Source organism: Acinetobacter sp. 479375 (assembly GCF_000581715.1).
Taxonomy (GTDB): Bacteria; Pseudomonadota; Gammaproteobacteria; order Pseudomonadales; family Moraxellaceae; genus Acinetobacter; species Acinetobacter ursingii.
In genome coordinates, this window is the sequence record NZ_JEZN01000008.1 from 58,123 (window position 1) to 80,731 (window position 22,609).

Genomic DNA, 22,609 nt, shown 5'->3' on the forward strand with positions numbered 1-22,609 from the left:
GGATTAGTGGTTTAGGACAGGAATCCGAATAATCAGGGGATTGTCCGTTTGCTTTTGATAAAGTTCTTCAATCAAATCCGCTCGACGCTTAGCGATGTTGCTTTGATTCAGATTTCCTTTATCGGTGACTTCTCCTGCATCAAGTTGTGGCGGTTCGGTCATTAAATACAGCATCGACACCCGATTAGAGCTTCCTGTTGCGTCTTTATTAAAATTTAATAAAAATTGGCGGAACCATTGCTGTACTTTGGGATGTTTTAAAATTTCTTCGGCAGGATGATCTTTAAAAGTTAAATCTGCATATTGTGCACAAACATCCAATTTTGGAAAAATCAGAAAACCAATGGCATTTAGGTTAGACCCTGTAATACAGACATCCTGAATCAGTAAATTGCCTTGAATCAGGACTTTATTGCGTAGGGTTCCTACATTAACAAAAGTACCAGTATTGAGCTTAAAGTCCTCTGCAATTCGTCCGTCATACATCAGTCCTTGTGTTGGATCATTGGGGCATACCAAGCACACGGCATCACCCGTATGAAAAAAGCCTTCATCGTCAAATACGATACTTTGTTGATCGGATTTTAAACGCCAATAACCCTGCATGACGTGTTTACCACGCACACAAAATTCCATTTTATCACCGTGTGGCACCAGTTTAATTTCACAACCAGGCGCAGGGTAACCAATAAAGCCTGCCATGACTTTTGGCCCTGTTGTAAAGGCACAAGAAGGCGCAGTTTCAGTCATACCGAGACCACTCATAATCCGAATTTTTTCACCGCAATGTGCTTGTGCAATTTTATCCAGACGATTCCAGCCTGCTTCGGACAATGCTGCACCTGCGAAAAATAGAATTTTGACATCTTTAAAAAAGCGATCACGTAACTCAGCATCTTTTTCCAAAGCATCCGTGAGTTCTTCCCAACCTTTCGGCACATTTAAATAGACCGTCGGGGAGATTTCTTTTAAGTTGCGAATGGTCTCATCAAACTTGCCTGCAACGGGTTTGCCATCATCAATATAAATTGTACCTCCGTTATACAGAGCGATGCCGACATTATGGCTACCCCCAAAAGTATGATGCCAAGACAACCAATCCAGTAATACGGGCGGGGTCTGCTCAAATTCTGGAAAGGTTTGTAATAACATTTGCTGATTCACACACAGCATCAAATGCGTGGTTGGTACAGCTTTAGGCAGTTTAGTCGAACCAGAGGTAAACAAAAATTTGGCAATCTGGTGTTCATCCAGTGTTTGATAAAACTCCTGAACATTGGTCACAGGGGTATCCAGCAAGGATTGAAAAGAGGTACATTGCTGCTGCCCAACAATTCCCGTATTGGTAATGACTTCGATATCGGATGTTGTACAAGTTTGGATCGCTTTGCTAAACGCCTGTCCATCACTGGCATAAATCATGCCCGGAGTGAGTACTTCAAAGATATGTTTAAGCTTACCGAAATCCTGAGAAATCAGAGAATAAGCAGGGGAAATGGCAGAGAATGGAACACCTGCCAACATTGCACCCATCGATAAGGTTAAATGTTCCAGATCATTACCCGACAGAATGAGTAATGGTCGTTCCTGACTTAAATTACGTTGATGCAATGCTTGAGCAATGTGCCAAGCGCGTTGCAAGGTATCGGCATAACTCAATTTGACCCATTGACCCTGAGCATTACGTTTTGCAGCAAAAATATGATCAGGCTTATTTTCTGCAAAATGAATCAGGCGATCTGTGAGCTTTTGCGGATAGGGCTTTAACTGCTCTGTAGGTTGAATATAAAGTACCTGACCTTGATATTGATACTCAACATCATGTGATCCAAGTTGAACAAACCGTTCACGATCTTGTGATTGAGTGGCATTCATTTGCATTTCTTTCACTCCGTGGAAAGCGCATCACTGCGCTTGTTTTGCATCATGCAATTTTTTTATTCATTCAATGTTTATTGTGGTTATTTAACCGCTTCAGTTAAATTGACCTTTAAATCGGATAGTGCCGTGATTGAGTTTGAACCGTAATCCATCTCAATTCGGTAAATTCAGCGATGGAAGCCTTACTACCAAAACGTCCATAACCGCTCGATTTGGTTCCACCAAATGGCATTTGTGCTTCATCATGTACAGTGGCACCATTAATATGACAAATACCTGAATCAATCTGCTTGGCGACTTCAAAGGCTTGAGCAAAGTTTTGGCTAAATACAGCAGATGACAAACCAAACTCACTGTCATTGGCCAGTGCAATACCTTCTTCAAGCGTCTCAAAGCGTTGTACTGTGCATACAGGCCCAAAAGATTCTTCACGGTACAACAACATCTCAGGCTGAATATTCAGTACCAGTGTGGGTTGCATGGTGGTATTTTGAACTTGAATGCCCAAAGGTAAATCTGCACCTTTGGCTTTTGCATCTTCAAGTAAATGTTGAATACGCTCGGCAGCTCGACGGCTTTCTAACACAGCTAACATATTCTGCTGATCAGTTGGATTGCCAGCTTTTAGTGATTTGGTTTTTGCAATTAGTTTTTCAATAAACTGATCGGCTATACTCTGTTGCACTAATACTCGTTCAGTCGACATACAGATCTGACCCTGATTAAAAAAGGCACCAAATGCAACGGCATTGACTGCTTCATCCAGATCAGCTTCATTTAAGATGACAACAGGCGCTTTACCACCAAGTTCTAGCAACACTGGTTTTAAATATTTCGCCGCAGTTTCTGCAATGATTTTCCCAACTTTGGTGGAACCCGTAAAATTAATTCGGTTTACCGCAGGATGTTCGACTAAACGCTGAACAATCTGTGGTGCATCTTCTGGGGCATGGGTAATGACATTGACCACGCCATCACCTAATCCAGCCTCATTTAAAATCTGTCCAATTAAACGATGCGTGGCAGGGCAGGCTTCAGATGCTTTTAATACGACGGTATTACCACAGGCAAGCGGCATTGCTAAAGCACGAGTGGGTAAAATCACAGGTGCATTCCACGGTGCGATTCCAACCACCACACCGCATGGAACACGAATCCCCATCGCCAGATTACCCGGGACATCCGAGGGAATCAGACTGCCATCAATCTGTGTGGTCATGGCAGCAGCTTCACGCAGCATATTGGCGGCAAGATGCACATTAAACCCATACCAAGTCGCAGTCGACCCTGTTTCCTGCATCCCAATATGAATAAATTGATCAGTATGTTGATCCATTAAATCTGCTGCTTTTAATAAGCGTAAACGACGTTCAGTTGGAGACAGTTTTGACCAAATCTGAAAAGCTTGTTGCGCCGATTCAATGGCACGGTCAACATCTTCAAGCGTTGCGGCAGATGCAATACTAGCAACCTGACCGTTAATCGGGCTGATGCGTTCAAAGCTTGCGCCATTAGATGCGTCAAGCGATTGACCGTGGATGAGTAACTGTACATTTTGCATGGGTTGTGTCCTTACATAGCCAATAAAAATCAAAAGTTAACCAGTACGCTTATAGCTCTGTAAACCCGGTTTAATCGATTTTTCGTCCAAGAATTGTTTCAGTCCTTCTTCACGACCACCTTCTGTATCACGGTGATTACATTGATCCAGTTTGGCATATAAATAGTCTTCGTTTTGATCCCAAGTCAGTTCGCGGCAGCGTTTAAAACCATTTTTCGCGGTACGCAATACTACAGGGTTTTTTTCAAGCAGGCAGTTTGCCAATTCAGTGACTTCCGCTTTAAGTTGAGCCAAAGGAACGCTTTTATTAATTAAGCCCATTTGTTCAGCTTCTTTACCGCTAAAGGTTTTACCTGTCATGATGTAATACAATGATGCACGATGCCCCACGGTATCGGCCATTGCTTTACTCACCAAGTTACCCGGTGGAATACCCCAGTTAATTTCAGATAGACCAAAAGTTGCTTCATCTGCTGCAAGCGCAAGATCACACGCCACTAATGGAGAGAAACCGCCACCAAAACACCAGCCATTCACCATCGCAATCGTGGGTTTTGAGTACATTCTGAGTAATTGCCATTGCCAGCGACATGAATCACGGCGAATACGTTCTTGAAAAATTTCAGGTTGTGTATCTACTTCACGGAAGTATTCTTTTAAATCCATTCCCGCAGTCCAAGAATCACCAGCACCTGTTAAAACTAAAACTTTGGCATTTTGATCAAGTTCGAGTGTTTCAAGTACATCAATCATTTCACGGTTAAGGGTTGGACTCATGGCATTTTTCTTTTCGGGACGATTTAAAATGACCCATGCGATACCATTTTCAAGTTGTACATCAACGGTTTCCCAGCGTTTTTCATATGTCATGTGTATTCTCCTTGAATGACAATGGTGTTGTTCTGGATTTAATTTAATATCAGTTAAACTTACATTCAAGTCTTTTTTGAGAAATATTTAATATTTTTCATAATTATATGAAAAATATAAATAAAAAATTTAAATTAAAAAATATTTATAAAATACTATTGATTTTTTTATAAGCTTAACTGATATTTTAACGGTGTTTTTTAAACACTACACAATAAAAAATGTCATGGAAATATGGTCTAAATAAGGAAAGGACTATGGATAAAGTATTGAATCCGTCAGGAAGGGCGAAACTGACTTTACTACTCTGTTTTGCCATCGCAAGCTTTGAAGGTTTTGATCTTCAATCAATGGGTGTAGCAGCGCCACGTATGCGTGCGGAGTTTATGTTGGATAATGCCCAAATGGCTTGGGCATTTAGTGCTGCTATTATTGGAACCTTGCCTGGTGCAATTATTGGTGGACGACTGGCCGATATTATTGGACGTAAGAAAATTTTAATTCTGAGTATTCTCATTTTTGGTGTGATGTCTTTACTCACCGCCTATGCCGAAAATTATACTTTGCTTTTACTTATCCGTTTTTTTACAGGGTTGGGTATGGGCGGCGCTTTACCGATGATGATCACTTTGGCTTCTGAAGCTGTTGCTGAAAATCGAAAAGCGACCGCAGTCAGTATTATGTATAGCGGGATCCCTTTTGGTGGATTGCTGACTTCGGTGGTTGCAATGTTGTTAGCAGGCGATAGCGAATGGCGACATATTTTCTATGTGGGCGGTATTGCGCCTATCTTGTTAATTCCGTTATTGATGAAGTATCTACCCGAGTCAAAAAGTTATTTGCAACAAAAAACACAAGCACCAACGCCTTTTTTTGAAGTGCTATTTGCCAAAGAAAGACGTATGTCGACCTTGCAAATTTGGGTCAGTTTCTTTTGTACACTCGTGGTTTTATATTTTTTGCTGAACTGGCTGCCGCTACTCATGGGCGCACAAGGACTGTCCAAACTAGAAGCTAACTATGTACAAATGGGCTATAACATAGGGGGAATTTTCGGATCAATCCTGATGGGGATGTTATTGGATCAAATGCGCATGGCAACGGTCATCAAATTTATTTATGCAGGAATCTTGATCGCGCTTTGCTGTTTATCGATTTCTCCAACAGTCGCTTTATTGGCACTTTCTGCGGTGGGTTGTGGTTTGTTTATTGTAGGTGGTCAATCTGCACTTTATGGACTAGCTGCGATGTATTATCCAACCGAAATGCGAGGTACAGGTGTTGGTGCTGCGGTTGCCATTGGGCGAATTGGTTCATTTGCAGGGCCATTGTTTGCAGGATTTTTATTATCATTAGGGCAAAGTGCCACAATCGTCATTGGTTCAAGTATCCCTGTGATTTTGATTGCTGCAATTTCTGCGTTGCTGCTTGTCAGAAAGCCTAAACAGGCAGTACAGTTAGCACATAGCCAAAGTACAACTTAAGTAAAATGAAAAGTATGGGGCAGGGCTTCATACTTTCTTTAAATTTTGATGATCAAACATGATGCCAAACTCAAGTTCAGTTGAAAAAAAACGAGAAGATGAACCAAGACTCAGCTATATGATTGCCCGTGTGGATCGAATCATTAGTAAACATCTCACCGAACATCTCAAAGATTTAAATATTAGTTTGCCGCAATTTACCACTTTATCAGTTTTGGCGGGCAAGCCGAATCTTTCAAATGCACAATTAGCAGAGCGTTCTTTTATTAAGCCGCAATCTGCCAATAAAATTTTACAAGATTTGCTGGTCAATGACTGGATCGAAAAAACACCAGATCCAACGCATGGTCGTCGTATTTTATTGACCGTCACTGGAAAAGGTCTGGAAAAATTGGCAGCGTGTAATCAAATTGTTGAAAAACTGGAACATCAGATGTTACAGGGTGTCGATATTCATTTGGCGTATTTAATTCGCAATAATCTGGAAATTATGGTGAAAAACCTAAGTACCACAATTGATGATCGCCAAACGTGACACTTTCATTTAGCGTTCACTTTTTGCCAGTTCTACATTGATGTAGCTCATAATCATGGTTTTTAAACCCTGCACCAATTCATCAAAAGTGATATAGGGGTTTGGCAAAATTAAATGGCGGGCAATATTAAAGATTCCGCTATTGATGCTGACATAGGCAGTCACTGCCAGATTGTTTACTTTTAGATATTTTGGATTATTCATCATATATTTCATGACAATATTCATGAGTTCACGTTCAATCTGATTGATATATTTGTCATATTTAAGCTCACTCGCATAACGTAAACAAATCAAATAGCGCTCATTATTTTGAGTCAATAAATCGCGAAAGGTATAGAAAATAAGTTCAATGACCGATTCTAGCTCCATATCCATAATGATCGGAGTGAGATTTTGAATCATCTCCAGAATTTCCTGCACAAAAGAATGTGCCATCGCATCGTAAATTTCTTCTTTGTTTTTAAAATATTCATACAGTGAACCCACACTCACGCCTGCGATATCTGCAATATGTCGAGTCGTTGTACCACTGGTGCCATGCAAAGCAACAGAGATAAAACCCGCTTCGATAATGGTATCCACCGTGACTTTTGCGCGAGTCTGGCGCGGTTTGCGTGTACTCAACATCACATCCTTAAAATCCGAATATTTATTCAAGTTATCATGTCGGGCCATATTTACCAAATTAAAAAACATAAATCCGAACAGCAAAAAATTCTGAATTTTATCTAATTTTATCAAGATCAATAAATGCATGATGTCATTTGCTTAAAAGCTCATTATTAGGATTATTTTTTGCTAATTTATAATTTTGCTCTTCATAAAAACAATATGTTATGTAAGTTTAACTGGAGTATTCATTTTAACCGCTTTGATTTTTGCAGATAAGCTCAGCCATTTAGACCCGAATTGAATCCGAACATAAGATCAGATTAGGATGAAATGGTTAGTAAAGTGCGAACAATATTTCAGTTTGCATGATTGAACTTGGTAAATATTGAATGTTGTAACAAATTGAATGCTTTAAGTAGGTGTCGCCATGATCACGACCGCAGTAAAAAAATCAGTCCAAGCTTTCAAATCATCGCCAAAATTTGAACAACCTGATTATGCCTTGAAACAGACCATTCCAATTCGTCATGTCGCGATTGGATTTGAAGGTCAGGATATTGATATTTCATTTTATATGAATAATCAGTTTGCCACGATTTTTTTCGCCACACTGTCTGTATTCTTGACTTATGGTGAAGACTTAGTGATTGAAACAGCTCGTTTTCACCGAGATATGGTCAAAGATCCTGTTCTCAAACAGCGTGTCACTTCTTTGATTGGACAAGAAGCGATTCATTCCAAATTACACAATGAGTTTAATGATGCGATTGCACACGAAGCCATTAATTATCCCGTTGCTTTATATCGTTTCCTGGGCGAAAAATTCTTTGACAATATTTTCTTAAAGTTTCCACAGCCGCTTAAGCTTTCCATGATGGCGGGGATTGAGCATTTTACCGCGGTGCTTGCCGAATACATGATGAAGCATGAAAAGAATTTTTATTATTCTGATGATGCTAAAACCCGTGCTATGTGGATGTGGCATATGCTGGAAGAATCTGAGCATAAAGATATTGCCTACGATGTTTATCAGCTACTCAATGGCAATTATTCACTTCGTGCCGCAGGGTTTTTTATTGCATTGGGGACAATTTTAGGTTTGATTCCGTTTTCCACTCTTTTTGTTCCTATGCTACGCAAGCCAAAAGACATGTTGACCCGAAAATTCTGGAAAGATGCAGGTCGGGGTGTCAGCCTCATTTTTAGTCCTAAAGATGGTGTATTTGGTAGCACTATAGGGCAGATATTTGATTATTTACGTCCTGATTTTCATCCGAATGACCATGACACATCGGCTTATCTCGAATATTACAAAGACAAACTACTCTCCGAAGGCGGGGCGATTGCGCCTTATCTGATCAAAACATTTACACCACCAGTACGTCATTAAGTCCTGCGTTATTCAACAAAGAGATGTTCAGTCAAGATGCTGACAGGAAAAAGGTTATGCCATGAAATTATTTGGCTCAAAAAATAAAAAGCCAAGCCAACAGTCTTATGCTGTTGTAACAGGCGCAGGCAGTGGTATTGGTCGTAGTTTTGCACTGGAACTGGCGCGCCGCGGCGGTACGGTGGTGTGTTCAGATATCAATCTAGAGGCAGCTCAAGCAACAGTGAGTCTGATTGAACAACTCGGCGCGACTGCATTTTCTGTGCAATGTGATGTAGCGAAAGCTGAACAAGTCGCACAGTTGGCTGAACAGGCCGAACAATTACTGAAAAATCCAGTCACTCTGGTCATTAATAACGCAGGCATTGGTTTGGGTGGCAAATTTGATGAAATGTCGATGGAGGATTGGCAATGGTGTATGGATGTCAATTTATGGGGCGTGATTCATGGCTGCCGGGCATTTGTGCCTAAGTTTAAGCAACTTGGATATGGCGCGATTATCAATGTGGCCTCAGCAGCATCCTATACTGCTGCACCTGAAATGACCGTCTACAACGTCAGCAAAGCAGGGGTACGCGCATTATCAGAAACATTGTCTGCTGAGCTTAAAAAGTTTGATATTAAGGTGAATGTACTGTGCCCAACCTTAGTACCCACCAACATTATAAAAAATGGCAAAGTGCCGCATAAAGGCATTCTGGATTATGCACTGACCCATCTGGCATTTACCACCAGTGACAAAGTCGCAAAACTGACGCTGAATCGTTTGGATCGCAACAAGCTTTATACCATCCCACAGCTTGATGCCAAGCTTTTCTGGTTGATGAAACGTACAGCACCCAATCTTTATGCAAAATTTCTAGGGACTTCCTACAGATTAATGAAATAACCAACGATGAAATTTAGATGGGAATTCGGTCAAATGCCGTTTTAAAAGATCTATTTTTCAAGTACAAGGATATTGTAAATGACAGCTCAAGCAAAAAAATTAAACTCGGCTGAAAGCAAAGCATTACCCCAGCATATTTATGACACGTTTATTGTCGGTGCTGGTATTTCAGGAATTGCAGCAGCGATTCGACTCGACCAAGTCGGTTATACCGATTACAAAATTATTGAAAAAGCAGGTCGTGTAGGCGGGACATGGCGTGAAAATACCTATCCGGGTTGCGGTTGCGATGTACCATCGGCTTTATATTCTTATTCATTTGCACCAAGTAGCAAATGGAGTCATCTATTTGCGCGTCAACCTGAAATTCTCAGTTATTTAGAAGAAGTGAGCCACATATTCAATGTTCATGAAAAAATTGAATTTGAAACTGAACTTGAAAAAGCGGCTTGGGACAATGAGCGTAATATTTGGGTGCTTGATACCAATAAAGGACAGTATCTTTCTCGTACTGTCGTGTTTGCGACAGGACCAATTACCGAAGCGCAAATTCCAAAATTAGAGGGCATCGAAACCTTTACAGGCGAGATGTTTCATTCAGCAAAATGGAAGCATGACTATGACTTAACCGATAAACGTATTGCCGTGATTGGTACAGGCGCTTCAGCGATTCAATTTGTGCCACAAATTCAACCTTTAGCAAAAGAACTCTTTGTTTTTCAGCGTACTGCACCTTGGGTCGTGCCAAAACCAGATATGCAACTGGGTGAGTTTGGTAAATCTGTCATTGAAAAATTTCCACTGATTCAATCGACTTGGCGTAAAACTGTCGCACAATCTCTGAATGCGATTAACTTTGGTTTGCGAAATCCTTCTGTTTTAAAGCCTGTCGGTGAAGTATTTAAACAAGTACTAAAAGTTCAGGTAAAAGATCCTGAGTTATTAAAAAATGTGACGCCAGATTTTACCATTGGCTGTAAGCGTCTATTATTTGCCAACAATTACTATCCAGCTTTACAAGCCGATAATACGCATTTGATTCCACAGGGTTTGGTCAAAGTAGAAGGCAATACGGTAATTGCTGCCAATGGTGAACGTCATGAAGTTGATGTGATTATTTGGGGAACAGGCTTTGAAGTCTCTCATCCTCCTATTGGTCGCCGTGTTTATAATGACAAAGGGGAATGTCTGCATGACTTATGGAAAAGTAGTTCTCCTGAAGCGTATTTAGGAACCAATATTGAAAATGTACCCAATGCGTTCTTGGTACTCGGACCAAATGTGTTGGTGTATGATTCATTTATTGGCTTAGCCGAAGCGCAATTAGATTATATTGTTGATGGTTTGCAAAAAATCAAAAAACACAATATTGCCAAATTAAGTGTTAAACCCCAAGTCATCCATGCGCATAATGAATTGGTGCAAAAGCATTTAAAAACCACCGTATTTAATGCAGGTGGCTGTAAAAGTTATTATTTGGATGCCAATGGGCGTAACTTCGCCGCATGGCCGTGGTCGTTAAAAAAATTAAAACAGCGTTTAAAAACTTTGAACCTACGCGATTATGAAGTGACTTACCAAACCAATCTAAGCAAAAGTAAAGTAGACGCTTAATTTTCTGGTTTATTTTCAAATGAAGCAGTCTATTGTTTTCAATCGACTGCTTTTATTTTGATTTTGCTTTCAAAGGAAGATGACATGAAACAAGGAAGGTCAAGTCGTACCGCAGAAGCCGCTGCAGCATTACGCGCCCATCATTATTTATTCGCGCATGATCCGATTTTTGCCGATGCTTATGCATTTGAAATGACCAATAAAGCGTGGAAAAGCTTATTAAGCTTGCCTTTGGTGAATAGATTCTTTAACTCACCAGCATTGAATCGAACGTTAGGTTTGTTAACAGCTCAGGTCGTGGGGCGTTCGCGTTATGCTGAAGATCAATTGCAACAGGCGATTGAAAAGGGAATTGATCAATATGTACTTGTTGGGGCAGGCTTAGATTCATTTGCCTTACGTTTGGCACAGCATTATCCAGATTTAAAAATTTTTGAGGTTGATCATCCCGATACACAGCGTTTAAAAATCCAAAAACTTAAACAACTGGGTGATATTCCTGCCAATGTCGAATTTGTCGCCATCGATTTTGAAAAGGAAGCTTTGGGAGAGGTTCTAGCTCGTAGTAACTATACGCAAGATCGTCCTGCTTTTTATTCATGGCTAGGTACAACGCACTATTTACAGCCTGAAACCACCTTACAGACCTTAAGTAGTATTGCCAGTTTCGCAGCGAAGCAAAGTGAAATTGTTCTGGATTATTCGATTAATTTTGATTCACTTCGGGGGATTGAAAAAATAGGAACTCAAGCTGTTGCTCAATTCACAAAAATCTTACGCGAACCATTGATGGGGCAATTTAATTCATTAGAATTGCATGATCTCGTGAATCAAATGGGTTTTCAAATACTTGAAGATTTATCTGGCGATGCTCTATCAGAACGTTATTTTTATGCCCGAATAGATCACATCAGACATACCACTGCGACCCATATGTTGCATTTGATATTAGAACCAAACAAGAAATAAGCAAATATAGATTTCACAATTCATTGAGCATAAAAATTTAAAAATGGATGCTGGTAAAAAATTCGATTTATAAATGACGAGCGTAGTCACGTACCGAGTGACGCGTTATGATAAATGCCAGTGAGTGATTGGAACAGTATATGAAGATGATTGCAGATGAAAATCTGGCATTTACCGACTATTTTTTTTCTGAATTTGGCACAGTTGAACATCGTGCTGGTCGACATTTGCAGCATGAAGATGTCAAAGATGCCGATGCTTTAATTATTCGATCTGTGACCAAAGTCGATCATGCTTTAATCGATCATAGCGCATTAAAATTTGTAGGCAGTGCGACCATTGGTACAGACCACATGGATATTAATGCACTGCAACAACAAGGCATTGCGTGGAGTAATGCACCGGGATGTAATGCTCAGGCAGTTGCAGAATATGTCATTACCGCGTTATTACATTTAAGACCAGAGCTTTTACAACAAAAACAGCAGTTTACCTTAGGTATTATCGGTTTGGGCAATGTCGGTCGTCGTTTGGCTTACATGGCAAAATTATTGGATTGGCACGTTATTGGCTATGATCCTTATGTAAAGCTTGATCAAATTGAAAATGCTTCATTAGATGAATTACTACAACGTAGTAATGCCATTTCAATCCATGTTCCACTCACCAAAACAGGCGATTATCCGACTTATCATCTCATTAATGCCGATCGACTCGCATGTATTCCAGCTCAAACGATTTTGATCAATAGTGCGCGCGGGCCTGTGATTGAAGAAGCTGCTTTAATTGAAAATATTCAAAAAACGCAGCGTCAAGTGGTGTTGGATGTGTTTGAACATGAACCTGTCATTTCTGAGCAGTTGCTAGATTTAGTTAGTTTGGTGACCCCGCATATTGCAGGTTACAGTTTGGAAGGTAAAGCGCGCGGTACACAAATGGTGTATCAGGCGTTTTGTCAGCATTTCGGTTTTAAAGCTGAGAAGCAGTTTGAGTCACAACTCCCGATTGGTGAACCTTACTTTAAAGATTTATCCTTAAAACAAGCGTTACAACGATATTTAACAGAGATTTATGATATTCAGCGTGACGATCAACATTTACGTGCTTGTGTCAAAGAAGGACAAGTCGATCAGCAAGCTTTTGATCGATTACGAAAAGAATATCCATTGCGCCGTGAATGGGCTGCGTATGGAGGGCCTGTGGCATGAGTCAAAAGTCGGATTTAAATTTAAAAAATTATCAACCCACCTGTTCGATTGAAGCACTTAAAGCGCGTGCCAAACTGTATCAAAAGATTCGTACTTTTTTTGCAGAGCGTGATGTATTGGAGGTCGAAACACCAATTATTTCTCAGGCAGGGGTAACCGATGTGCATTTGGCTTCAGTACGTGCATTACGCCATATTCAAGGCAAACAGCGTATTCAATATTTACAAACCTCGCCTGAGTTTGCCATGAAACGTTTGCTTGCTAGTGGCAGTGGTCCGATTTATCAGATTTGTAAAGTATTTCGTGATGATGAACATGGACGTAAACATAATAGCGAGTTTACCATGTTGGAATGGTATCGCCCTGAATTTGATCTTAAAGACTTAATGCATGAAACGGCTGATTTATTACACAGTTGTTTGTATCATCGTTTTGATGAGATTCGCCCGATGATACTCAGTTATAAACATGCTTTTCAGGATCGTCTGGATATTAATCCATTGCAAGCCAATCTAAATCAATTAAAAGATACTGCGCGACGCGTCGGGCTGACGCTAGATTTGGGCGATGATCGACTCGCCTATATGGATTTATTATTTTCGCATTTTGTTGAGCCGAGTCTGGGCTTTGATACGCCCGTATTTTTAACTGATTTTCCTCCAGAAATGGCATCACTGGCTAAAGTGCGTATTGATGATGACGGTGAACAGGTTGCCGCACGTTTTGAGGTTTATATTGAAGGTTTAGAACTGGCCAATGCTTATGATGAATTATTGGATGCACAAACATTAAGACAGCGTTTTGAAGCGGATAATCTCGAGCGTAAACAACAAGGCTTAGCCGAAATGCCACTTGATGAACATCTTTTGGCAGCTTTACCACATATGCCTGCTTGTTCGGGTATTGCTTTAGGGATCGATCGGTTACTGATGATCGCAACTGAAAACATGCGTATTGATCAGGTGATTGCTTTTCCAGCAACAATAGCGTAGTAAAAGTGTGATTTTAATATCGTATCTGATGATTAATATTAAGATCACAGATAAAAAATAAGCCGCTGATGCGGCTTACTTTATTTTTAGCGAAACGTTAGTCTTGCTGAATTCCAGCCACTTTCCAATCTTCACTTGAACCTGCTGGCTTAACAAAGTGCCAGATTTCAGAGAAGGGTTGCGGTAAGCTATTCAGATCTTCACTTACTGTACCTGTGAAACGAACACTGACCACATACTGACCATTTTCCGTTGTGCTATCCACCACCATTGCATTTAAGTTACTAAACTCAGCAACGTCCTGATCTTGATTCGCCATAATGTCGTTATACATCGAGCTATAAAGATCTGGTGTCAAATAACGACGAATTTCTTCAATATTACTAGCAGAATTCACCGATTGAATATGGTTAAAACGCTGGCGTGCAACACGTAAGAAAGTTGCAGGTTCCGTTCCATCAGGAAGCTGACTACCACTATTGGTATATGCACTACTAAACGGGGCAGACGTTGGTGCTGCATTTGTATTGCCACCAACATTCTGACCAAAAATATTGGTGCTATCACTTGCTACAGAACGATTTGTCGCTGTGTTTTGCCCAAATGGTGCTGAACCACCAGTATTGTTTGGTGCAAACGGATTGTTTGCTGCAACTTTTTGCTTATTGCTAAATCTACGGAAAATAAAGAAAGCAATCGCAGCAATCAAGATAATCCAGATCCAGCCCGGGATGCCACTTTTCTTTTCTTGCTCAGCTTTTGCCTGAGCTGCTGCATCCTGTTGAGTGGCTTGTTGCTCAGGAGAAGTTGAATGACGGTCATCCGCCAGCGCATTGGCAGCAACGGCACCCACAGCAGCCCCTGCCACACCCGCAGCAACCATTGAACCAACACCCGGACCAGAACGCTGTGGTGTACCAGCAGGTGCTGTTTGAGGTGCAGGAGTCACTTGGCGAGGTTGTTGGTAAGACTGGCTTGGAGCGGCTGAACGTGACATACCATGACTTTTGCCGCCACCTGCACGTTTTGCTTCAGCAAGCGGTGCAACGACCAAAGCGGCCATCAAAACACCTGCCAATAAACTACGCTGTCGTACTTCCATCGAAAATTCCTATATAAATTCAATTTACAAGTGTATTTATGCAGGCTTTTTTGACGAATTTCAATAACAAAAATATGTTTTTTTATGTCAAATCATATCCGACGATTTAATTTAACTCGTCACTTAGTTGCATGGCTTCTGTTAATGCTTCGTGCAACCTTGCAACCGCAATAATTTGTACCCCATCAACGGTCTTTTGCGGAGCATTGCCACGCGGCAAAATGACATATTTAAATCCATGTTTGGCGGCCTCTTTTAAACGTTCTTGACCGTTTGGAACGGGGCGTATTTCACCCGATAATCCAACCTCTCCAAATACAGCCAATTGTTGTGGTAAGGCTTTACCACGTAAGCTAGACGCACAGGCTAAAAGGACTGCCAAATCTGAACCTGTTTCGGTAATTTTTAAGCCACCCACCACATTAACATAAACATCTTGTCCAGAAGTTTGAACGCCACCATGACGATGCATCACTGCAAGTAACATGTTTAAACGGTTTTGTTCAAGACCCAGTGCCACACGTCGTGGTTGACCATGTGCATCATCGACCAGCGCCTGTACTTCGACTAAAAGTGGGCGAGTACCTTCGCGACTAATCATGACAATAGAACCCGGAATAGCTTCATCATAACGACTTAAGAAAATAGCCGAAGGATTGGCGACTTCACGTAAACCTTTATCGGTCATGGCAAAAACGCCCAGTTCATTGACTGCACCAAAACGGTTTTTTACCGCACGAATCATACGGTAGCGTGAATCTGATTGCCCTTCAAAATACAAAACACAATCCACCATATGTTCAAGTACACGTGGACCAGCCAAAGCACCTTCTTTAGTGACATGACCTACGATAAATAGGGCAGTTCCACTATGTTTGGCAAAACGTGTGAGTAAAGCAGCAGATTCACGGATTTGAGAAACACCACCGGGGGCAGATTGTAAAGTTTCTGTATATAAAGTTTGAATGGAATCTAATATGGCAACGGCAGGGCGTTCCTGAGCCAAAATTTCACAAATCCGTTCTACACAAGTTTCAGCCATAACTTTGAGTTTATCGGTCGGTAAGTCGAGCCTTTGGGCGCGTAATGCAACCTGAGATAAGGATTCTTCACCTGTTACATAGAGTGCAGAGCTATTACTACTGGCCATATAAGTTGCGGTTTGCAGCAAAATGGTCGATTTACCAATGCCGGGATCGCCCCCAATCAGCACCACTGAGCCTGTCACCAGCCCGCCACCGAGTACCCGATCAAATTCACCAATCCCTGTTGCAACTCGTGTTTCATGCGAAACAGAGATCTGATTTAAGATGGTGACTGCGGAAGTTTGACCTGCATAACCGCCTAATTTAGGTTTAGCACGATGTGAGGAAGCAGGTTCAACACGCACTTCAAGCAAACTATTCCATTCACCGCATTCTGAGCATTGACCTGACCACTTGGGATGATCTGTACCACATTGTTCACAGCGATAAACCGTTTTAACTTTGCTCATATTCAGTGCATCTTGGAATTAATAAATCAGTGAAATGTAACAATTGGGAACTTTAAACACAAATTTTGCAGGAAAATATCGCCAAAAAATACTTTGGCACGTAAACTGCAATCTCAGGGATAAGTTCAATTACAGCTTAAAAATGGAGTAAGTATGTCTAAAAAAACATCTTATAGGCGTTATTTATCAAAAAAATAAAACAATAAGTTAAAAAAACTTTTTTGTTTTAATGGTTTTAGGCTAATTTTAAAGTACAAAATTTGAGAGTTAAAAAAAACAAAGTCAAATGAAAATTTTGGTTCACATTCTGGAGAAGGTGAACTCTCACGCAGCTTATCCAACCGTCATCTCCAATTAATTGCAATTGGTGGGGCGATTGGTACAGGGTTATTCATGGGGTCAGGTAAAACCATTAGTTTAGCTGGTCCTTCTATTCTCTTTATTTATGGCCTGATTGGTATCATGGTGTTTTTCGTCATGCGAGCGCTGGGCGAATTACTGTTATCCAATCTTAAATATAAATCTTTTATTGATTTATCGACTGATTTGATCGGCCCTTGGGCGGGTTATTTTGTCGGTTGGACGTATTGGCTGTGTTGGGTCACCATTGGGATCGCAGATTTATCCGCCATTATTTATTATCTGGAATTCTTCAATGGCGGTGAGTCTTTCACGGCATTGGGTGGGTTGCTGATTAGTACCGTTGCCATTTTATTTGTACTTGGATTAAATCTGGTTACGGTAAAATTGTTCGGTGAAATGGAATTTTGGTTTGCCATGGTAAAAATCACAGCAATTATTGTGTTAATTGCTGTGGGCTTGTGGATGATTTTTACAGGTTTTACCAACTCTTCGGGTACGACCGCAAGTGTGAGTAATCTTTGGACTCATGGTGGCTTTTTTCCAAAAGGACTAGATGGCTTTTTAGCAGGTTTCCAGATTGCCATTTTTGCCTTTGTTGGGGTAGAGCTGGTTGGAACGACGGCTGCCGAGACACAGGATCCAAAACGTAATTTACCTAAAGCGATTAATTCGATTCCAATTCGGATTATTATTTTCTACGTATTGGCATTGTTTGTGGTGATGTGTGTAACCCCATGGGATCAAATCAATCCTAAAGTCAGTCCATTTGTGAATATCTTCTCACAAGCGGGTATTGCCTCTGCTGCGATTATTATGAATCTGGTAGTACTGTCTTCTGTAATGTCATCCATGAATAGTGGCGTGTTCTCGACTAGCCGTATGTTGTTTGGTCTCTCAACAGATCAAAAAGCACCAAAACTCTTTGCCATGTTGTCTAAGTCAGCAGTTCCAGCAAAAGCGTTAATATTCTCTTCTATTTGTATCTTCATTGGTGCGTTTGTCCAGTATATTTATAAAGTACAAACAGGCACAAATGATGAAGTCACTGCGTTTACATTAGCGACGACATTGTCGACCATTTTGTTTATCTGTGTGTGGATTATTATTATGTGGAGTTATATTAACTACCGTAAAAATAGACCAGAACTACATGAGCAATCGATCTTTAAATTACCTGGTGGTGTGTTTACTTGTTGGGTGGTGATCTTATTCTTCCTTGCAACGATCTATTTCCTTGCTTTGGATGAAACCACACTTGAATCATTAAAAGTTAGTCCAATCTGGTTTATTATTTTGGCTATTGGTTATTTCTTTGCTAAAAAGAAATAGGTCTGAATAAATCCACAGAACGCCAGTATAAACTGGCGTTTTTTTATGTTTAGACTTTAGCTGCTGAGATGATCACGCTATACTGCTCCGAATTGTAAAAGTTCGGTGTTCAGATGCTTAAAGTCATTTGCTCTATCAGTATATTACTGAGCGGTGCTGCGCTCACAGCATGCGGTCAATCAGGTGCATTACATTTACCTTCTGATCCAAATTATGACAAACGTGCCAAATATTTACTGTATTCATCTAAAGATGCTGAGCAACAAGCTCAGAAAAATGCAACTGAGGAAAAAGAAAAATCCTCAGCTTCAGAACCTACACCATCCCCTTAAAGCCTCAAAGATAAGGATACATTCATGAGTTTCTCCCGCATTCAAGGGATATTGCATGCTGAGCAATGTTCACTGCTTCAGCTTGCCGAACAGTTTGGTACACCGTTATATGTTTATTCAAAAGCAGCTTTTGAAAAACATTATCTGGATATGGATCGTGCTTTTGATTTTATCGATCATCAAATCTGCTTTGCGGTGAAGTCAAACTCAAACCTTGCGGTGTTGAATGTATTAGCCAAGCTTGGGGCTGGTTTTGATATTGTGACAGGGGGCGAGCTTGCGCGCGTGTTGGCAGCAGGTGGTGATCCTGCCAAAATCGTATTTTCGGGTTTAGGCAAATCAGAAGCAGATATTGAAAAAGCGCTGCAAGTCGGGATTGCCTGTTTCAATGTTGAATCGTATGCCGAATTGGATCGTATTCAAAAAGTTGCAGCAAAACTTGGGAAAAAAGCCCCGATTTCCTTGCGTGTTAATCCAGATGTCGATGCCAAAACCCATCCTTATATTTCAACGGGATTAAAAGAAAATAAATTTGGTATTCCAAGTGATACAGTTTATGAAACTTATCAATACGCGGCATCTTTATCCAATTTAGATGTTGTGGGAATTGATTGCCATATCGGTTCACAACTGACTGAAACCAAGCCTTTTGTCGATGCTTTGGATCGTGTTATGGTGATGATTGCTGAGTTGAAAAAGCGTGGTATCGACCTCAAACATATTGATATTGGTGGTGGTTTAGGTGTTTGTTATAAAGATGAAACACCGCCAAGCGTTGAAGAATATGCCAATGCGTTGAAACCTGCGCTGCAAGAATTGGACTTGAAAGTCTACATGGAGCCAGGACGTAGTATTAGTGCCAATGCAGGCGTATTACTGACCAAAGTGGATCTGCTTAAACCGACCAATCATCGTAATTTTGCGATTATTGATGCTGCGATGAATGATTTGATTCGTCCATCTTTATATGAAGCGTGGATGGATATTCAGTCGGTGGATGCCAATACAGATGTTGAAGAAAAAGCTTGGGATGTGGTCGGTGCGATCTGTGAAACTGGAGACTTTCTAGGCAAAGATCGTAAGTTGGCATTAAAAGAAAATGATGTCTTGGCTGTACTGGGTGCGGGCGCTTATGGTTTTGTCATGAGTTCAAACTATAATAGTCGTGGTCGTGCTGCTGAAGTGATGGTGAATGCAGATCAAGCTCATTTGATTCGTGAGCGTGAAACGATTGAATCATTATGGGATAAAGAACGTTTATTACCTGAGGAGTAAAAAATCATGTTGCTTGAATTTACAAAAATGCATGGCTTGGGTAATGATTTTGTCGTGGTTGATTTAATCAGTCAACGCGCGTATCTGGATACTACTACCATTCAGCGTATGGCTGATCGTCACTTTGGGATTGGTTTTGATCAACTTCTGATAGTTGAACCGCCCGATTTTCCAAGTGCAGATTTTAAATATCGTATTTTCAACGCAGATGGCTCTGAAGTTGAGCAATGTGGCAATGGCGTTCGTTGTTTTGCGCGTTTTGTACATGATCGCCAACTGACCAATAAAACCAAAATCAAGGTGCAAACCAAAGCGGGCATCGTTGAACCTGAATTGGGACCAAATGGTTTAGTTCGAGTCAATATGGCCTTTCCAAAATTTTCTCCAAATGAAATTCCTTTTGTCACGGAAGAGTTTGAAGCACTTTATCATCTTGAGCTTGCAAATGATCAAAGCTTAAAAATTGATGTGGTCAATATGGGCAATCCCCATGCTGTGACCATTGTGCCAGATGTATTAACTGCGGATGTTGCAAGCATTGGACCACAAGTTGAATCGCATGTACGTTTCCCACAACGGGTCAATGCTGGGTTTATGCAAATTCTGGATGAAAAACATGTACGTCTACGTGTTTTTGAGCGTGGCGTCGGCGAAACTTTAGCGTGTGGAACAGGGGCATGTGCCGCAGCAGTCAGTGGAATGCGCCGTGGTTTACTCGCCAATGAAGTTGAAGTTGAACTGGCAGGCGGTAAGTTACAAATTGCTTGGCGTGAAGGTGAAGTGGTTTGGATGACGGGACCAACGTCTACCGTCTATGAAGGTCGTTTGGATTTACGTTATTTTCAAAGTTAATGTATCGGTTTAAAAAATAAAAGCATCCTTATTTCAAGCGGTGCTTTTTATTTTTAATTTTCTATTAAAATGAATAACTTATTATATTAAACAACTTATGTCACATTTAATTTTCCTACCCGGCGCATCAGGCAGTACCGAATTTTGGTGTCCTCTCATTAAAAATTTACCCGAAGAGATGACGACACAAATCATTGCTTATCCTGCATTTGCCAATCAACCTGCACATCCAGACATTCATAATTTTGAACAGTTACAGCAATATGTGCTCAATAAAATTGATCGCCCATGTATCTTGGTTGCTCAATCTATGGGTGGCATTTTTGCAGTCGCAGCGGCTTTACAAAAACCTGAATTGATACAAGGTTTGGTCTTGATTGCGACTTCAGGAGGGATTGACCTGAGCCAGTTTAACGTTGCAGATTGGCGACAAAGTTATGCCAAAGAATTTTTAAATTATCCTGACTGGTTCATGACCACTAAAATAAATTATGAAGCTCAATTGGCACAGATTCAGCAGAAAATTTTACTGATCTGGGGTGACCAAGATGAAGTAAGTCCAGTTGCTGTCGGGCAATATCTGAAAGATCTTTTTCAGTATGCCGAGCTCAAGATCATTCAAGGTGGAGAACATGATCTCGCGAATCGCTATGCTGAACAAGTGGCGAAAGAAATTATGTTATATTTAAATCAAATGGATACCAACACTGAATATTAAACTAGGAGCAATGATGTGAATATTAATAATCATCAACTCCTCGACATGTGGCTCAAAGAGCGTATCATTCAAAACCAGTCTGAACACACGATTCATGCTTATCAACGCGATTTAACTGATTTTTTTATGTTTTGTGAAGTCAAAAAGCTAGATTTGATCGAGATAGAAGCGTCAGATTTACGTGAATATCTAGCTTATAAAGTTGAACAATCCAACTTGAGTAGTAGTAGTATCCAGCGAATGTTGTCGGCGATTCGCCAATTTATGAAATGGGCGCAGCAAAGTAATTATCTCAATATGAATCCTACTGAGGATTTTAAACTTAAACGTAAAGCGCGTCCCTTACCGGGAATGATTGATATCGAAACGGTCAATCAAATACTGGATCAACCTGCACCTAAAAAAATCAAGGATCAACAGCTCTGGATACGTGATAAAGCCATGCTTGAATTGTTGTATTCCAGTGGTTTACGTTTGGCTGAATTGCAAAGTTTGAAAATGAATGATCTTGATTTTAAACGACAGCTTTTACGTGTAACTGGTAAAGGTAATAAAACGCGGGTGATTCCATTTGGTAGCAAAGCTAAACAAAGCTTAATCGAGTGGTTAAAAATCTATACGATTTGGAAGGGTAAAGTATTACCAGTGAGTCCAGTTTTTGTTTCACAAAATGGTGGCGCACTGACCCCGCGACAGATCGAATCCCGTGTTAAAATTCAGGCACAACGCGCAGGGGTAAATGTCGATTTGCATCCGCATCTACTACGGCATTGTTTCGCTAGTCATATGCTCAGTGCCAGTGGTGATTTGCGATCAGTTCAGGAAATGTTAGGGCATACCAATTTGAGTACGACTCAAATTTATACGCATATTGATTTTGATCATTTAGCGCAAACTTACGATAAAGCGCATCCAAGAGCGTAATAATTTTGCGATAACTCGACCTATTATGTTTTATTGTTACATTTCGACATGTTTAGGTTTTTTAAAAATTGTGGACTGACATTTTTGATCTGACGAGTCAGTATTGAATAAATTTGTACTTTTGTATAAAAGCTATGCAAAAAAGTCGCCTATCAGTCAGACTGATGAAATAAATCAAAATAAAACATATTATAAATCAAATATTAATAAA

19 protein-coding genes and 1 pseudogene are annotated in these 22,609 nt (G+C 40.5%); 14 read left to right on the plus strand and 6 right to left on the minus strand.

The features are described 5' to 3' along the window. Positions 1-3: 3 nt before the first annotated feature. From J500_RS08755 to J500_RS08765, 3 genes are all read right to left on the minus strand, one after another. Positions 4-1,890 carry a feruloyl-CoA synthase gene (locus J500_RS08755; RefSeq protein WP_171063809.1) on the minus strand — a complete coding sequence of 629 codons (1,887 nt, stop codon included), beginning with the start codon at positions 1,888-1,890 and terminating at the stop codon, positions 4-6. A 100-nt stretch (positions 1,891-1,990) separates the two neighbouring features. Then, a complete protein-coding gene (locus J500_RS08760; protein ID WP_004998854.1) occupies positions 1,991-3,442 on the minus strand; it encodes an aldehyde dehydrogenase in 1,452 nt (483 codons plus the stop codon). Positions 3,443-3,478: 36 nt separating this feature from the next. Continuing rightward, positions 3,479-4,318, minus strand: a complete 840-nt coding sequence (locus J500_RS08765) for a p-hydroxycinnamoyl CoA hydratase/lyase (RefSeq protein ID WP_171063844.1) — start codon at positions 4,316-4,318, stop codon at positions 3,479-3,481. 251 nt (positions 4,319-4,569) lie between these two features. On the opposite strand from J500_RS08765, the gene mhpT reads away from it, so the two are divergent. Together mhpT and J500_RS08775 are read left to right on the plus strand one after the other, a co-directional pair. Further along, complete coding sequence (mhpT, locus tag J500_RS08770) at positions 4,570-5,796, plus strand: 3-(3-hydroxy-phenyl)propionate transporter MhpT (protein ID WP_004998850.1); 1,227 nt, start codon at positions 4,570-4,572, stop codon at positions 5,794-5,796. A gap of 61 nt (positions 5,797-5,857) precedes the next feature. After that, complete coding sequence (locus J500_RS08775; protein WP_034699228.1) at positions 5,858-6,331, plus strand: MarR family winged helix-turn-helix transcriptional regulator; 474 nt, start codon at positions 5,858-5,860, stop codon at positions 6,329-6,331. Between the two features lie 9 nt (positions 6,332-6,340). Here the strand turns inward: J500_RS08775 and J500_RS08780 are convergent, their stop codons facing one another. Next, positions 6,341-6,958, minus strand: a complete 618-nt coding sequence (locus J500_RS08780; RefSeq protein ID WP_010588861.1) for a TetR/AcrR family transcriptional regulator — start codon at positions 6,956-6,958, stop codon at positions 6,341-6,343. A 415-nt stretch (positions 6,959-7,373) separates the two neighbouring features. On the opposite strand from J500_RS08780, the gene J500_RS08785 reads away from it, so the two are divergent. The 6 genes from J500_RS08785 to epmA all read left to right on the plus strand — a co-directional run bounded on the left by J500_RS08785 (position 7,374) and on the right by epmA (position 14,008). Then, positions 7,374-8,336, plus strand: coding sequence for a metal-dependent hydrolase (locus J500_RS08785; protein WP_004998838.1), 963 nt, complete (start codon positions 7,374-7,376; stop codon positions 8,334-8,336). A 61-nt stretch (positions 8,337-8,397) separates the two neighbouring features. Then, positions 8,398-9,225: an SDR family NAD(P)-dependent oxidoreductase gene (locus tag J500_RS08790; RefSeq protein WP_004998835.1), complete on the plus strand. Its 828-nt coding sequence runs from the start codon at positions 8,398-8,400 to the stop codon at positions 9,223-9,225. A 78-nt stretch (positions 9,226-9,303) separates the two neighbouring features. After that, positions 9,304-10,839: a flavin-containing monooxygenase gene (locus J500_RS08795; RefSeq protein WP_004998833.1), complete on the plus strand. Its 1,536-nt coding sequence runs from the start codon at positions 9,304-9,306 to the stop codon at positions 10,837-10,839. A gap of 84 nt (positions 10,840-10,923) precedes the next feature. Beyond that, a complete protein-coding gene (locus J500_RS08800) occupies positions 10,924-11,808 on the plus strand; it encodes a class I SAM-dependent methyltransferase (RefSeq protein WP_004998832.1) in 885 nt (294 codons plus the stop codon). A gap of 140 nt (positions 11,809-11,948) precedes the next feature. Beyond that, positions 11,949-13,016, plus strand: a complete 1,068-nt coding sequence (locus J500_RS08805) for a 4-phosphoerythronate dehydrogenase (RefSeq protein ID WP_004998829.1) — start codon at positions 11,949-11,951, stop codon at positions 13,014-13,016. Then, positions 13,013-14,008 carry an EF-P lysine aminoacylase EpmA gene (epmA, locus tag J500_RS08810; protein ID WP_004998825.1) on the plus strand — a complete coding sequence of 332 codons (996 nt, stop codon included), beginning with the start codon at positions 13,013-13,015 and terminating at the stop codon, positions 14,006-14,008. Before J500_RS08805 ends, epmA begins: the two co-directional genes overlap by 4 nt. 97 nt (positions 14,009-14,105) lie before the next feature. Here epmA and J500_RS08815 read toward each other — a convergent pair whose 3' ends face one another. Together J500_RS08815 and radA are read right to left on the minus strand one after the other, a co-directional pair. After that, positions 14,106-15,110, minus strand: a complete 1,005-nt coding sequence (locus tag J500_RS08815; RefSeq protein WP_004998824.1) for a Tim44 domain-containing protein — start codon at positions 15,108-15,110, stop codon at positions 14,106-14,108. Between the two features lie 106 nt (positions 15,111-15,216). Then, positions 15,217-16,605, minus strand: a complete 1,389-nt coding sequence (gene radA / locus J500_RS08820) for a DNA repair protein RadA (protein WP_004998823.1) — start codon at positions 16,603-16,605, stop codon at positions 15,217-15,219. A 312-nt stretch (positions 16,606-16,917) separates the two neighbouring features. On the opposite strand from radA, the pseudogene J500_RS08825 reads away from it, so the two are divergent. The 6 genes and pseudogenes from J500_RS08825 to xerA form a co-directional block, all read left to right on the plus strand. Then, positions 16,918-18,297, plus strand: a pseudogene (locus J500_RS08825) (amino acid permease); the annotation flags it as partial. A gap of 113 nt (positions 18,298-18,410) precedes the next feature. Next, positions 18,411-18,629 (plus strand): LPS translocon maturation chaperone LptM, encoded by a 219-nt coding sequence (gene lptM, locus J500_RS08830; RefSeq protein WP_004987140.1) that lies wholly within the window; start codon positions 18,411-18,413, stop codon positions 18,627-18,629. A gap of 24 nt (positions 18,630-18,653) precedes the next feature. Then, positions 18,654-19,904 (plus strand): diaminopimelate decarboxylase, encoded by a 1,251-nt coding sequence (gene lysA, locus J500_RS08835; protein WP_004998819.1) that lies wholly within the window; start codon positions 18,654-18,656, stop codon positions 19,902-19,904. 6 nt (positions 19,905-19,910) lie between these two features. Beyond that, positions 19,911-20,756 (plus strand): diaminopimelate epimerase, encoded by an 846-nt coding sequence (dapF, locus tag J500_RS08840; RefSeq protein ID WP_004998816.1) that lies wholly within the window; start codon positions 19,911-19,913, stop codon positions 20,754-20,756. Between the two features lie 97 nt (positions 20,757-20,853). Next, positions 20,854-21,474 (plus strand): alpha/beta fold hydrolase, encoded by a 621-nt coding sequence (locus J500_RS08845; RefSeq protein WP_004998814.1) that lies wholly within the window; start codon positions 20,854-20,856, stop codon positions 21,472-21,474. 45 nt (positions 21,475-21,519) lie between these two features. After that, positions 21,520-22,398, plus strand: coding sequence for a site-specific tyrosine recombinase/integron integrase (gene xerA, locus J500_RS08850; RefSeq protein ID WP_171063843.1), 879 nt, complete (start codon positions 21,520-21,522; stop codon positions 22,396-22,398). The last annotated feature ends 211 nt before the right edge of the window (positions 22,399-22,609 follow it).

Bases quoted from the DNA above. Each gene is read 5' to 3' on its own strand.
- J500_RS08800 (WP_004998832.1), top strand. From the start codon at position 10,924: ATGAAACAAGGAAGGTCAAGTCGTACCGCAGAAGCCGCTGCAGCATTA.
- J500_RS08815 (WP_004998824.1), bottom strand. From the start codon at position 15,110: ATGGAAGTACGACAGCGTAGTTTATTGGCAGGTGTTTTGATGGCCGCT.
- lysA (WP_004998819.1), top strand. From the start codon at position 18,654: ATGAGTTTCTCCCGCATTCAAGGGATATTGCATGCTGAGCAATGTTCA.
- xerA (WP_171063843.1), top strand. From the start codon at position 21,520: ATGTGGCTCAAAGAGCGTATCATTCAAAACCAGTCTGAACACACGATT.
- radA (WP_004998823.1), bottom strand. From the start codon at position 16,605: ATGAGCAAAGTTAAAACGGTTTATCGCTGTGAACAATGTGGTACAGAT.
- epmA (WP_004998825.1), top strand. From the start codon at position 13,013: ATGAGTCAAAAGTCGGATTTAAATTTAAAAAATTATCAACCCACCTGT.
- lptM (WP_004987140.1), top strand. From the start codon at position 18,411: ATGCTTAAAGTCATTTGCTCTATCAGTATATTACTGAGCGGTGCTGCG.
- dapF (WP_004998816.1), top strand. From the start codon at position 19,911: ATGTTGCTTGAATTTACAAAAATGCATGGCTTGGGTAATGATTTTGTC.
- J500_RS08760 (WP_004998854.1), bottom strand. From the start codon at position 3,442: ATGCAAAATGTACAGTTACTCATCCACGGTCAATCGCTTGACGCATCT.
- mhpT (WP_004998850.1), top strand. From the start codon at position 4,570: ATGGATAAAGTATTGAATCCGTCAGGAAGGGCGAAACTGACTTTACTA.
- J500_RS08795 (WP_004998833.1), top strand. From the start codon at position 9,304: ATGACAGCTCAAGCAAAAAAATTAAACTCGGCTGAAAGCAAAGCATTA.
- J500_RS08775 (WP_034699228.1), top strand. From the start codon at position 5,858: ATGCCAAACTCAAGTTCAGTTGAAAAAAAACGAGAAGATGAACCAAGA.
- J500_RS08845 (WP_004998814.1), top strand. From the start codon at position 20,854: ATGTCACATTTAATTTTCCTACCCGGCGCATCAGGCAGTACCGAATTT.
- J500_RS08805 (WP_004998829.1), top strand. From the start codon at position 11,949: ATGAAGATGATTGCAGATGAAAATCTGGCATTTACCGACTATTTTTTT.
- J500_RS08790 (WP_004998835.1), top strand. From the start codon at position 8,398: ATGAAATTATTTGGCTCAAAAAATAAAAAGCCAAGCCAACAGTCTTAT.
- J500_RS08785 (WP_004998838.1), top strand. From the start codon at position 7,374: ATGATCACGACCGCAGTAAAAAAATCAGTCCAAGCTTTCAAATCATCG.